Genomic DNA, 11735 nt, shown 5'->3' with positions numbered 1-11735 from the left:
ATCTTATTGATTTTTCAAAAATTCTAATAAATTTGCCACATGTTCTTTGGCTTTGACATTACGAAAACTACCAATCATTGCGCCGTTTTTATCATAAACAAAAGTCGAACGCACCACGCCCAGATGCGTCTTGCCGTACATCATTTTTTCTTGGATGACATCAAAGTGCTGACACAAACGCTCATCAGTATCGCTGATCAGATCAATCGCCAAAGATTGCTTATGAATAAAGTTTTGATGCGATTTGACGCCATCTCGTGAGACACCGATGACTCGATAGCCAAGCTTGGCGATTTCATCAAAATTCGCCGTAAAATCAGTCGCTTGTACTGTACATCCTGCGGTGCTGTCTTTTGGATAAAAATACAACACCAAGCCTTGATTATTATCTTTGATGAGCGTGGATAGATTGACACTTTGCACATCGCCTGTGGCACTGACCAGCTCAAACGATTCGTTGGGTAGGTTGATTTGTTCTTGGGAATTTTTTAGCATCTGATATCCTTGACATTGATCATAAATTTATGAGAGTGGCAGTTATTTTACCAAAATTTTCACCACAAATACCATCAAAAGCCATATTTATGAGCAATTCTTTGATAATTGATACAGATTTTTGTAAATTTGTTATCTTTTATTTGCTGTTTTGACCCATTTTACGGTAAAATTATCTATTTTTATCATAGGATGTGTTAAGCGATTATCACATCTATTTTTTTATAAAACCTAAAGTCAATATTGATAAATATTGGTAAAATGCACCGCCAATCGCATGGTAACTGCATTGGTGATTATTGCGTGGATTGATTATGTCTTTATCTTCATTTTTTCAACTGTCTGAGCGTGGCTCAAGCGTACGCACTGAAGTCATCGCAGGTCTGACGACATTTTTGGCAATGGTGTATTCTGTCATCGTCGTGCCAAATATGCTGTCGCAAGCAGGATTTCCTGCTGAATCGGTATTTATCGCTACCTGTCTGGTGGCAGGCTTGGGCTCGATTTTGATCGGTCTGTGGGCAAATGTGCCGATGGCGATTGGTTGTGCGATTTCTTTGACTGCGTTTACGGCGTTTAGCTTGGTGCTGGGTCAGGGTGTGAGCATTCCTGTGGCACTTGGAGCGATTTTCTTGATGGGTGTGGTGTTTACCTTGATTTCGGTAACGGGCATCCGTGCGTGGATTTTAAAGAATCTGCCAGCATCCATCGCGCATGGTGCAGGGATTGGTATCGGTCTGTTTTTGCTATTGATCGCTGCCAATGGCGTGGGCTTGGTCGTTGGTAATGATGCAGGCTTGCCTGTCAAGATGGGTGAATTTACTTCATTGCCTGTACTGATGTCGCTCGTTGGTTTGGCGGCGATCATTGGCCTTGAAAAGTTGCAAATCAAAGGCAGTATCCTATGGGTAATCATCGCCATCACCATCATTGGTCTTATCTTTGATCCGAATGTGAAATTTGACGGCAATGTCCTAAAAGTGCCAAGCTTTGGCGCTGAGTCACTGTTTATGCAGATGGATGTGATGGGTGCGTTGAACGCTGCGATTTTGCCTGTGGTATTTGCACTGGTGATGACAGCGATTTTTGATGCGACAGGTACGATTCGTGCGGTAGCAGGTCAGGCAAATCTGTTGGATAAAGATGGTCAAATCATCAATGGCGGCAAGGCACTGACTTCTGACTCGATGAGCAGTATGCTATCAGGTATCTTTGGTACTGCACCTGCTGCGGTGTATATTGAGTCGGCAGCAGGTACGGCTGTCGGTGGCAAGACTGGCTTGACAGCGATTGTCGTTGGTGTGCTGTTCTTGCTCATGCTGTTTTTCCAGCCGCTGGCGTTCTTGGTGCCAGGATATGCCACAGCACCTGCGCTGATGTATGTGGGTCTGCTGATGTTGAGCAATGTCTCAAAGCTTGACTTTGATGACTTTGTCGGTGCGATGAGTGGTCTTGTGTGTGCGGTGTTTATCGTTTTGACTGCGAATATCGTGACAGGAATTATGCTTGGCTTTGGCGCTTTGGTGCTGGGTCGTGTGATTAGTGGTGAGTTTAATAAACTTAATATCGGCACGGTGCTGATCGCCATTGTACTGGTGGCGTTTTATGCGCTTGGGTATGCGATCTAATCAGCCTGAATGCCAAAATCCCCATCGACTCAATAATCGGTGGGGATTTTTTGTGGTTATCTGATGATTAAGCCAAATAAAAGTGGGTGATGCTTAACCAATCATCCCAATCAATTCTGCCTTTACTGCTTGATAATAGGCATCATCATCCGTTAGTGTCGTATCCAGCCAAGCACCATCCACCGCATAACGCACAATGCTAAGCTTGGTATCACTGTCTGTATGGGCAAATTGACGCAGTTTTTGGCCAAGCCAATCATTCCACTGTGATTGCATCTGAGCATCACCATTGATCGCACGAATCAAGCCTGCCCACTCGCTTTTTAGCCCGATATCATCATTATCAAACATCACATTGACATAAGCACGGCTAAAACAGCCTGCCACCTGACCTGTCTGCTCAATCTGCTGTAAAATCGCTGTGTTCAACTGTGCGATAAATAGCCCAATCACTGCTGCAATCAGCTCATCTTTATTTTTAAAATGATGAAACAATCCGCCTTTACTGGTGCCTGCTGCATCAGCGACTTTTTGGATGGATAAATTGGCAATGCCATCCTTGATCATCAAATCTTTGGCGGCACTGATGAGCTGATGACGCAGCTGTTCGGGGTTGTTTTTGCGTTTTTTTGGGGTGGTGTCTGTGTCAGCGGTCTGTAGGTGTGTGATGTCAAATAAATCGTTCATAGGGAGTCTTGAGTTCGATGGATTAATGGGTGGAATTTGAAAACACATTCATCACCACCACGCCTGTGATGATGAGAATGATGCCGATGATGGCTGGCAAATCCAGTGATTGCTTAAGTACTGTCACGCCGATGATGGCTGTCAGTACGATGCCCACGCCTGACCAGATGGCATAGGTGATACCTAGCGGAATGGTCTTGACCACTTGGGAGAGTAAATAAAAAGCGATGGCAAAGCATACAAGCGTCACCGCGGTCGGAATCGGCTTACTAAAGCCATCGGATTTTGCCAAAAAAGTCGAGCCTGTGACTTCGGTCACGATAGCACAAGCAAGCAGGGCATAAGCAGTTAGGGTTGTATTCATCATTTTTCAAATAAAAACCAACTGGTCGGTATTTTATTAAAATCAACTCGATTTTGCAAGTATTTATTTTTTGATGCGTAAATTTATCTGCAATCGATGGAATACCCAATTATAAAATATGGTACAATAAAGGATATACTGGCTGATATGGAGTTTGAAATGTCTGATAATAAAAAAATCCCCCATGTGCTGATGATCTTAGACGGCATTGGCCATCGCGAAGATCCGCGAGATAATGCTGTGCTTGCTGCTAATACACCGAATTTGGATACGCTCATTGCCACTTGTCCAAATGGGCTAATTTCAGGTTCTGGTATGGATGTGGGCTTGCCTGATGGCCAATTTGGCAACTCAGAAGTCGGCCACATGAATTTGGGTGCTGGGCGTATTTTATTCCAAGATTCAACTCGCATCATGAATGAGATTGACACGGGTGAATTTTTTAAAAATCCTGCACTAACCGAAGCTGTACAGGCAACGATTGAGAATGAAGGTGCGGTGCATATCTTGGGTCTGTTATCTGATGGCGGTGTGCATGCACATATCGATCATATCAAGGCGATGGCTAAGCTTGCTTTGGCTGAAGGGGCGATGCAAGTTTTTATCCATGCTTTCTTAGATGGCCGTGATACGCCACCAAAATCCGCCGAAGGCTATGTGGCAGACCTTGAAAATTATTTAGCCGATATTAATAATGAATACGAAGGCGATGCCAAAATTGCCAGCGTCATTGGCCGCTTTTATGCGATGGATCGTGACAAGCGTTGGGATCGGGTCGAAGCCTGCTTTGAGCTATTGACAGAGGGCAAATCGGAGCGCACAGCAGAGACCGCATTACAAGCGATTGAGATGGCCTACGCTGCTGGCGAAACCGATGAATTTATCCAAGCGACATTCATCGATGAAGACGGCGTGATTTGTGATAATGATGGCGTGGTCTTTATGAATTTCCGTGCTGATCGCGCGCGTGAGATCAGTTTGGCATTTGTTGATGCTGATTTTGATGGCTTCGATCGTCACATCACACCCCAATTATCTGCATTTGTCATGTTGACCAAATATTCAGATGAGCTTGAAAATAACCCCAAAACAAGCATTGCTTATGAGCCAACAAGCCTAGCCAATACTTTGGGTGAATATTTAGAAAAACTGGGTAAAACCCAGCTGCGCATCGCCGAAACCGAAAAATACGCACATGTCACTTTCTTCTTTAGTGGTGGCCGTGAAGCGCTGTTTGATGGCGAAGATCGCATTTTGGTGAACAGTCCTGATGTCAAGACTTATGATCTGAAACCTGAGATGAGTGCTTTTGAAGTGACCGAAAAACTAAACGCTGCCATTGACTCAGGCAAATATGATGTACTGATTATCAACTATGCTAATGGCGATATGGTGGGGCATTCAGGGGTGTTTGATGCAGCGGTCAAAGCCGTCGAAGCGGTGGATACTTGCATCGGTGAAGTGGTGAAGCGCGTGCGTGCGATGGGCGGCCATCTGCTCATCACTGCCGATCATGGCAACTGTGAGCAGATGCAAGATTATGACAGTGGTCAGGTGCATACGCAGCATACCACTGAACTTGTGCCATTTATCTATGTCGGTGATAAGTCGGTGAGTGTGCGTGATGGTGGCAAGCTGTGCGATGTATCGCCGACCATTTTACATCTGATGGGTATTGATAAGCCAAGCGAGATGACGGGCAGCAGTCTGTTGATTGATTGATCCATCATTGAATTTCGGTGAATTAAATTGATATGATAAAACTTATTTTGATCGCATCCATCGTGATGGGGGTGAGCAGCTCAGCGCTCGCCAATACCCCTGTGCTGCCTGCTCAAGACACCCAAATCGCTGAGTCTCATGACTCACCCGCCCTAGAGGCCTTGGAGGTGCAGCCGAATCCACTGTATGGCATTGATGGTCTGCACTCAGGCAGAGTACCTTTAAATACCATCAGTCCGACCACGCTAAAGACCTTTGTGCAGGCGGTTGATCTGATGCGTCGCGAGTACATTGAGCCTGTGGATGATGAAATGCTGTTTTTTCATGCGATCAATGGCATGCTCAGTCGTATCGATCGCAATGCTGAGTTTTTGGATGCTGAAGCTTTTGCCAATCTGAGCTCTTTTACTACAGGTACCGTCGCTGGCGTCGGGCTAAAAGCATCCTTTGAGACCAAAGATGCGCACTGGGTGGTGACAGAGGTGCAAAGCGACTCACCTGCCAAAACCGCAGGCATCGCAGTCGGGGATTATTTGCATCAAATTGGTGAGATCAAAGTCACCCAAGCACAAAGCGCAAATGACATTTCTCAGCTGTTAAATGGTATTTTGGGCAGCAGTGTCGATGTCACATTCTCCAAGGCAGGGCGCTCAAAACAAACGGTCAATTTGCTACGCAACCAGCCCCAAAAAAGTAATATCGAAGCGTATGTCCAAAATGGCATTGCAGTCATCAAATTGCCTGTTTTTCAGAACAACACTCGCCAAGACATCATCAATCATTTAAGCGGCTTTGAAAATCAGATTCAAGGCGTGGTGCTGGATCTGCGCAATAATCCAGGCGGTGTGCTTGATGCAGCGGTTGAGGTGGCATCCTTATTCATGCGAAAACAGGTCATCACTCAAGTAAAAAACCGCAATGGCATTGAGCGCGTCCTAGAAACTCAAGGTTCGCCACTCTTGGAGTCGGTGCCTGTCATCGTCCTACAAAATCGCTATTCGGCGTCGGCAGCAGAAGTGCTTGCCAGTGCATTACAAGCGCACGAGCGAGCGCTGATTGTCGGTGAGACCAGTTATGGCAAAGGCTCGGTGCAGTCGGTGATCCCAATTGGCAACAACCAAGGGATCAAACTGACCACAGCATATTATCTGACCCCCAAAGGTGAGATGATTGATAAAATCGGTGTCGAACCCGATGTTAAATTGGATTCTGAAGATGACAAAGGCACCGCCAACTGGCTGCAGATGAGCCTAAATTTGATGGAGCAGACCAAATCCAGCACAGATCGCTGAGTTTGAGTCAATTTTATTGGTCAAACCAATTAGAAATCATGACAACCAAAAAAAGTGCACAGCTTATCAGCATGATGCGCTTTTTGGGGTTAAAGAAACAAACAAGATCAGTTGGCTTGTACCAACCCATGTCGAATTGCCAGATGCGTTAGCTTAACATCGCTGTCCACGCCCAATTTCTCAAAAATCCTATAACGATAAGTATTCACCGTCTTAGCGCTAACGAACAGCTGATCGGCGATCTGCTGGGTGCTTTGGCAATTAACCACCATCATCGCCACTTGCTTTTCACGCTCTGATAGCGCATCAAAGGGCGATTCGGCTTGCTCACCAAGCACTGTCTCGGCCAGTTGCGCGGCGACATCGTGGCTAAAATAGCGCGCGCCTGCGTGTACTTTTTTGATGGCGCGGATCATCTCATCAAGCGGTGTGCCTTTGGTGATATAGCCATTAACGCCTGCTTTGAGCAGCATCGAGGGATAAGGCTGGGCGGATAAGCCTGATACCGCCAAAACTTTGATGGCAGGGTTAAACTGCTTGATGCGCCGTGTGGCTTCGACGCCATCGATGTTGGGCATATTGACATCCAAAAGCACCACATCTGGCATCAGTGCGCGCACCTTCATCACCGCGCTGTCGCCATCAACTGCCTCACCGATCACCTCGATTTCATGATCGTCATCGAGCATGCGCGTAATGCCCATTCTCACCAAATCGTGGTCATCGGCGACCAAAACCTTTATGCTCATGTGCTGCCTATTCGAATATTTTTAGCTGTGCATATTGTAACAAATAATCAATCATCTGTCGCTCATTATATATAAGAAATTGGCGATGGTCATGCTGATTGTGCATAAAGTCTTAATGCTAACAGCATAAAAAAAGAGCCTAAGCAATGCTTAGACTCTGGCATCTGTAACAGATTAGCCTTTTAGTGCTTTCACAGCAGCATTTAGGCGGCTCTTATGACGAGCAGCTTTATTTTTGTGGATGATGCCTTTGTCAGCCATACGATCGATGACTGGCACAGCTTTGTTATAAGCTTCGGTCGCCAATTCGTATGATTTGGCTTCGATTGCAGCATTAACGCGCTTGATATAAGTGCGTACCATTGAGCGTTGTGATGCATTGTGCTGACGACGCTTGGTGTTTTGACGAGCGCGTTTGCGAGCTTGTGCTGAGTTTGCCATAGGATAAATCCTTAAAAATGAAAAAATTAAATAATAAAAAGTGGGTGTAATGCGTGTGAGGAGGCGCATTACTTGGACAATATAACGGCATATCATACCAAAATATTGAACATACGACAATATAAAAATAAAATTTTTATTGATAAATCTCACAATTGCGCTTGGATGGGTGATTTATAAAAATTTTATGCTAAAATAGGCTTTTGGGCAAAGAAGCATCCTCCCGGATTTTGGCCGATAGGTAGGTTCTGCATGAGTAATGATCGATGAAAACCAAAGCTATTATAATTGGTGGTTCAAGCCGAGTCGGGCAAGCACTCGCGCGCGAACTGGCACTCATTTATGAGACGGTGATTTTGATCACGCGCACTCAGCCGCGCGCCATCAGCGCCAATATGCAGGTCTATCATGTGCCAGATTTTCAATCATTGCCGACGACGATTGAGGCGATGGCGATCGGTGCCGATACTGATGCATTTAGCTGCTTGGGGGTGTCGCGCACTCAGGTGGCCAGCGATGATGAATTTTATCAGGTCAATGTGCTGTATAATCTAGAATTTGCCAAAGCCTGCAAGCAAAAGGGTGTGCAGCAGTTTTATTATCTATCAAAAGACGGCGCTGATGCACCAAACCACGATGTGGAGCTGACTGCCAAAGCGGATGTGGAGTATTATCTGCGCACGCTAAGCTTTGATACTTTGGCTATTTTTCGCTTAAATCGTTTGACCGCACTCAAGCAGCAGCTGTCGCTGAAGTCACTTGGCAGCATCGGTGTGCAGAGCATCCAAGGCGCGCTGACAGCCATCCGCCTAAAGCGCAAACGCGCGCTCACGCCTGAACAAGTGGCTGCTTGTATGGCACTGCTGGCATACGAGCATAACCATCAGCCGCAGCTGCGCACGCCAAATCAAGCAACCATCATCACGCACGAACAGATGATCAAAACCTTAAATAGACTACCCAAAAAATCCAAATAAAGCACAGTCTTATTAATTGGCTCATAAAGATTTGATAGTTAATGTTTTTTGGTGATAAATGACATACAAGGAGACAGTCATGAAAAGAAGATCGCTTGGCTTATTAACCGCGCTACTGGTGCTGGCTCAGCCATCATATGCCGAGCCGCAGCAGATCGAAGTGTGCATCAAAGCCAGATATGACTATAAATGGGGGATGCCCTTAGTGTCATCAGCATTATTTGGGACGCACAATCAGTTTAATCAAATCGCAGGTGTTGAGATTCTGCCATCAGGTCATTATGTGATGTTTGATTTTGGGGATGAGGAGATCGAAGATATGCAGATGATCAAGCTTAGCAATGTATTGACATCCAGCTATCAAGAAGGTGAGGGTCAGCATGGCGATCGCTGGCTGGTGGCCAGAAAGCTGCCCGCGCAAATTTGCCGCCAGTAGTATCAGCACTGCTTTTTTTGGCTGCTGCCTGATGGTTGCCGTCTGTATTAGCCAAGCTTAATTGCTTGGCTTTTTTTTGGCTCGCCAATTTCAATAAAATTCACAATTTTTGCCAATTTATGCTATAATAACTCGTTAAATTTTCGGGTGCTTTCCCAGTGATTTTCAAAGGATTTTTATGAGTGATTCAGTCAGTCCGATTGGTATTGTCGATGAGTTAAAGCGGTCATATTTAGACTACGCCATGAGCGTCATTGTCTCTCGTGCATTGCCAGATGTGCGTGACGGACTCAAGCCTGTGCATCGCCGTATTTTGTACGCCATGCATGAGCTGGGCAACGATTATAACAAAAAATACCTAAAATCTGCCCGTGTGGTCGGTGATGTCATCGGTAAATACCACCCGCACGGCGACATCGCTGTCTATGATGCCATCGTGCGTATGGCACAGGATTTCAGCCTACGCTATATGCTGGTCAATGGACAGGGTAACTTCGGTTCGATGGATGGTGATCCACCAGCGGCGATGCGTTATACCGAGATGAAGATGCAGAAGCTGACGCATCGTATGCTTGCTGATTTGGACAAAGATACCGTCGATTGGGAAGATAACTACGATGGCTCAATGAAGATGCCAAGCGTTCTACCTGCTCGCATCCCAAATCTACTGGTCAATGGTGCGGCAGGTATCGCCGTGGGTATGGCGACCAATATGGCACCGCACAATCTCACCGAAGTGCTGAATGCCTGCCTTGCCTATGCTGACAACCCAAATATCTCGACAGATGAGCTGATTACTCACATTTCAGGCCCTGATTTCCCGACGGGTGGTATCATCTATGGTCGTAGCGGCATCATTGATGCGTATCGCACGGGCAAGGGTCGTCTGCACATCCGTGGTCGCTATCACATCGAGCCGATGAGCGATAGCGGTGCAAACAAAGACCGTGAACGCATTGTCTTTACTGAGATTCCTTATCAGGTCAATAAGGCAAATCTGATTAAGCACATCGCCGACTTGGTCAACGCCAAAAAAATCGAAGGCATCAGCGAGATTCGTGACGAATCGGACAAAGAAGGCGTGCGAGTCGTGATCGATTTACGCCGTGGCGAAAATTCAGAAGTCATGGTCAACAATCTATTCACCCAGACACCGCTAGAGTCTAGCTTTAGCATCAATATGGTGGCACTGGATAATGGCCAGCCTAAGCTGATGACTTTGCGTGATTTGGTGGCGGCATTCATCCGTCATCGCCAAGAAGTCGTGACTCGTCGCACCATTTTTGAATTAAATAAAGCCTTGGCTCGTGGGCATTTGCTCGAAGGTCTGACCATCGCGCTTGCCAACATTGATGAAGTCATTGAGACCATCAAGCAGTCATCAAATAGAGCCGAAGCTCGCGAAAGATTACTTGAGCGCACCTGGCAGTCAGGTGGTGTGGTGGCGATGCTTGAGGCAGCCGGTGCCAGCTCGATTCGCCCTGAGTATATCGAGGGTGAGGATCTGAATGCGCCTTATGGCTTGATTGACAATAACACACGCTATCGCCTATCGCCTGAGCAGGTCAATGCCATCTTGGATATGCAGCTACATCGCTTGACAGGTCTAGAGCAGGATAAGCTGACAGGCGAATATCAAGAAATCTTGGCCGAGATTGCTCGTCTTGAGCTGATTTTGAATGACTTTGATGTACTGATGGGTGTTGTGCGTAGCGAGCTGATTGAGATTCGTGATGAATTTGGGGACGGGCGTCGCACAGATATCGTCGATGCGCGCCATGACTTCAACCGTGAAGATCTGATTCCAGAACAAACTGTTGTCTTGACCGTATCGCACACAGGCTATGCCAAGACGCAGCCAATCAGCGACTATCAAGCCCAAAAGCGTGGCGGCAAGGGCCGTTCAGCCACCGCTATGAAAGAAGATGATGTGATTGAGCATCTACTGGTGACTAGCACTCATGCACACATCATGTGCTTTACCAATACTGGTCGTGTGTTTGGTTTGCGTGGTTTTGAGATTCCATTGGCAAGCCGTGGTTCAAAAGGTCGCCCGCTTGTCAACCTAATCAATCTAGAAGCGGATGAATCAGTGACTGCCATCTTGCCTGTCACAGATCTTAAGGATGAGAACAGCTTTGTGTTCTTTGCCACCGCATCAGGTACGGTTAAGCGTGTCGCCTTGTCACAATTTGCCAATTTGCGTGCTAATGGTCTAAGAGCGATTGACTTGGCAGAAGGTGATACGCTGATTGGCGTCGCAATCACTGATGGCAACCAAGAAATCATGCTATTTAGCAATGAAGGTAAGGCGATTCGCTTTAAAGAAGACAGCATCCGTGCGATGAGCCGTGTTGCCAAGGGTGTGCGTGGTATGCGTGTCAATCTATTGGCACTGGGTGATGATGAAGAGATTGTCGAAGACGATAGTGATGATACCGATGGCTTTGCTGTTAGCCGTGTGGTGTCGCTTGTTGTCGCACCGACCGCTGGTGAGATCTTATGTGCGTGCGAAAATGGCTTTGGCAAACGCACCCCGATTGACGATTACCCAACCAAAGGCCGTGGCGGTAAGGGCGTCATTGCCATCAAGACTTCTGAGCGTAATGGTCAGTTGGTCAAGGCAATTGCCGTCACTGGTGATGAAGATGTGATTTTGATCTCGGACAAAGGCACATTGGTGCGTACTCCAGTTGCCCAAATCGCCACCGCAGGGCGTAATGCGCAAGGCGTCAAGCTGATTCGCATCGCTGAAGAAGAAGTGCTCGTTGGTATGGCGTGTGTCGAGCACGAAGAAGCAATCGAAGAAGCAATTGAAGAGGCGATCTTTGATATGGAAACTGGCAATGGCGAGCTGCAAGCGGCCGATTTGACTCAAACACAGCCAGTCGATGATTTGGATCCGTGATTGTTTAGCTTGCGACGATCATAAATGATCATTGCT

11 protein-coding genes are annotated in these 11735 nt (G+C 46.5%); 6 read left to right on the top strand and 5 right to left on the bottom strand.

Features of this window, described 5'->3' with window-relative positions; genetic code table 11:
• Window positions 1-3: 3 nt before the first annotated feature.
• Window positions 4-495 (bottom strand): peroxiredoxin, encoded by a 492-nt coding sequence (locus tag AZ602_RS00620; protein ID WP_103033238.1) that lies wholly within the window; start codon window positions 493-495, stop codon window positions 4-6.
• A gap of 314 nt (window positions 496-809) precedes the next feature.
• Between AZ602_RS00620 and AZ602_RS00615 the strand changes: the two genes are divergently transcribed.
• Window positions 810-2123 (top strand): NCS2 family permease, encoded by a 1314-nt coding sequence (locus tag AZ602_RS00615; RefSeq protein ID WP_103033237.1) that lies wholly within the window; start codon window positions 810-812, stop codon window positions 2121-2123.
• Window positions 2124-2216: 93 nt separating this feature from the next.
• Here AZ602_RS00615 and AZ602_RS00610 read toward each other — a convergent pair whose 3' ends face one another.
• Entirely contained in the window at window positions 2217-2810 is a 594-nt protein-coding gene (locus AZ602_RS00610) for a TetR/AcrR family transcriptional regulator (protein ID WP_103033236.1), read from the bottom strand.
• A gap of 22 nt (window positions 2811-2832) precedes the next feature.
• Window positions 2833-3174 carry a multidrug efflux SMR transporter gene (locus tag AZ602_RS00605; RefSeq protein ID WP_103033235.1) on the bottom strand — a complete coding sequence of 114 codons (342 nt, stop codon included), beginning with the start codon at window positions 3172-3174 and terminating at the stop codon, window positions 2833-2835.
• Window positions 3175-3333: 159 nt separating this feature from the next.
• Here AZ602_RS00605 and gpmI point away from each other — a divergent pair, with 159 nt between their 5' ends.
• Together gpmI and AZ602_RS00595 are read left to right on the top strand one after the other, a co-directional pair.
• Window positions 3334-4896 carry a 2,3-bisphosphoglycerate-independent phosphoglycerate mutase gene (gpmI, locus tag AZ602_RS00600; RefSeq protein ID WP_103033234.1) on the top strand — a complete coding sequence of 521 codons (1563 nt, stop codon included), beginning with the start codon at window positions 3334-3336 and terminating at the stop codon, window positions 4894-4896.
• A gap of 32 nt (window positions 4897-4928) precedes the next feature.
• Window positions 4929-6188 (top strand): S41 family peptidase, encoded by a 1260-nt coding sequence (locus AZ602_RS00595; protein ID WP_103033233.1) that lies wholly within the window; start codon window positions 4929-4931, stop codon window positions 6186-6188.
• A 107-nt stretch (window positions 6189-6295) separates the two neighbouring features.
• On the opposite strand, the gene AZ602_RS00590 is transcribed toward AZ602_RS00595, so the two are convergent.
• Together AZ602_RS00590 and rpsT are read right to left on the bottom strand one after the other, a co-directional pair.
• Window positions 6296-6937 (bottom strand): response regulator, encoded by a 642-nt coding sequence (locus AZ602_RS00590; RefSeq protein ID WP_103033232.1) that lies wholly within the window; start codon window positions 6935-6937, stop codon window positions 6296-6298.
• 174 nt (window positions 6938-7111) lie between these two features.
• Window positions 7112-7378 carry a 30S ribosomal protein S20 gene (gene rpsT, locus AZ602_RS00585; RefSeq protein ID WP_078317058.1) on the bottom strand — a complete coding sequence of 89 codons (267 nt, stop codon included), beginning with the start codon at window positions 7376-7378 and terminating at the stop codon, window positions 7112-7114.
• A gap of 266 nt (window positions 7379-7644) precedes the next feature.
• On the opposite strand from rpsT, the gene AZ602_RS00580 reads away from it, so the two are divergent.
• The 3 genes from AZ602_RS00580 (at window position 7645) to gyrA (ending at window position 11699) form a co-directional block, all read left to right on the top strand.
• Window positions 7645-8355, top strand: coding sequence for an NAD-dependent epimerase/dehydratase family protein (locus tag AZ602_RS00580; RefSeq protein ID WP_103033231.1), 711 nt, complete (start codon window positions 7645-7647; stop codon window positions 8353-8355).
• Window positions 8356-8434: 79 nt separating this feature from the next.
• Complete coding sequence (locus AZ602_RS00575; RefSeq protein ID WP_103033230.1) at window positions 8435-8791, top strand: hypothetical protein; 357 nt, start codon at window positions 8435-8437, stop codon at window positions 8789-8791.
• Between the two features lie 178 nt (window positions 8792-8969).
• Window positions 8970-11699, top strand: coding sequence for a DNA gyrase subunit A (gene gyrA, locus AZ602_RS00570; RefSeq protein WP_227525124.1), 2730 nt, complete (start codon window positions 8970-8972; stop codon window positions 11697-11699).
• Window positions 11700-11735 lie beyond the last annotated feature (36 nt).

It is taken from the genome of Moraxella sp. RCAD0137 (assembly GCF_002894025.1).
GTDB lineage: Bacteria > Pseudomonadota > Gammaproteobacteria > Pseudomonadales > Moraxellaceae > Moraxella > Moraxella porci.
The sequence above is the reverse complement of the archived record's forward strand: the minus strand, read 5'-3'. Positions and strand labels throughout refer to the sequence as shown.

What these genes read in the sequence shown, in the direction of transcription:
- AZ602_RS00620 (WP_103033238.1), bottom strand. Translation starts at nt 495, where the DNA reads ATGCTAAAAAATTCCCAAGAACAAATCAACCTACCCAACGAATCGTTT.
- AZ602_RS00615 (WP_103033237.1), top strand. Translation starts at nt 810, where the DNA reads ATGTCTTTATCTTCATTTTTTCAACTGTCTGAGCGTGGCTCAAGCGTA.
- AZ602_RS00610 (WP_103033236.1), bottom strand. Translation starts at nt 2,810, where the DNA reads ATGAACGATTTATTTGACATCACACACCTACAGACCGCTGACACAGAC.
- AZ602_RS00605 (WP_103033235.1), bottom strand. Translation starts at nt 3,174, where the DNA reads ATGAATACAACCCTAACTGCTTATGCCCTGCTTGCTTGTGCTATCGTG.
- gpmI (WP_103033234.1), top strand. Translation starts at nt 3,334, where the DNA reads ATGTCTGATAATAAAAAAATCCCCCATGTGCTGATGATCTTAGACGGC.
- AZ602_RS00595 (WP_103033233.1), top strand. Translation starts at nt 4,929, where the DNA reads ATGATAAAACTTATTTTGATCGCATCCATCGTGATGGGGGTGAGCAGC.
- AZ602_RS00590 (WP_103033232.1), bottom strand. Translation starts at nt 6,937, where the DNA reads ATGAGCATAAAGGTTTTGGTCGCCGATGACCACGATTTGGTGAGAATG.
- rpsT (WP_078317058.1), bottom strand. Translation starts at nt 7,378, where the DNA reads ATGGCAAACTCAGCACAAGCTCGCAAACGCGCTCGTCAAAACACCAAG.
- AZ602_RS00580 (WP_103033231.1), top strand. Translation starts at nt 7,645, where the DNA reads ATGAAAACCAAAGCTATTATAATTGGTGGTTCAAGCCGAGTCGGGCAA.
- AZ602_RS00575 (WP_103033230.1), top strand. Translation starts at nt 8,435, where the DNA reads ATGAAAAGAAGATCGCTTGGCTTATTAACCGCGCTACTGGTGCTGGCT.
- gyrA (WP_227525124.1), top strand. Translation starts at nt 8,970, where the DNA reads ATGAGTGATTCAGTCAGTCCGATTGGTATTGTCGATGAGTTAAAGCGG.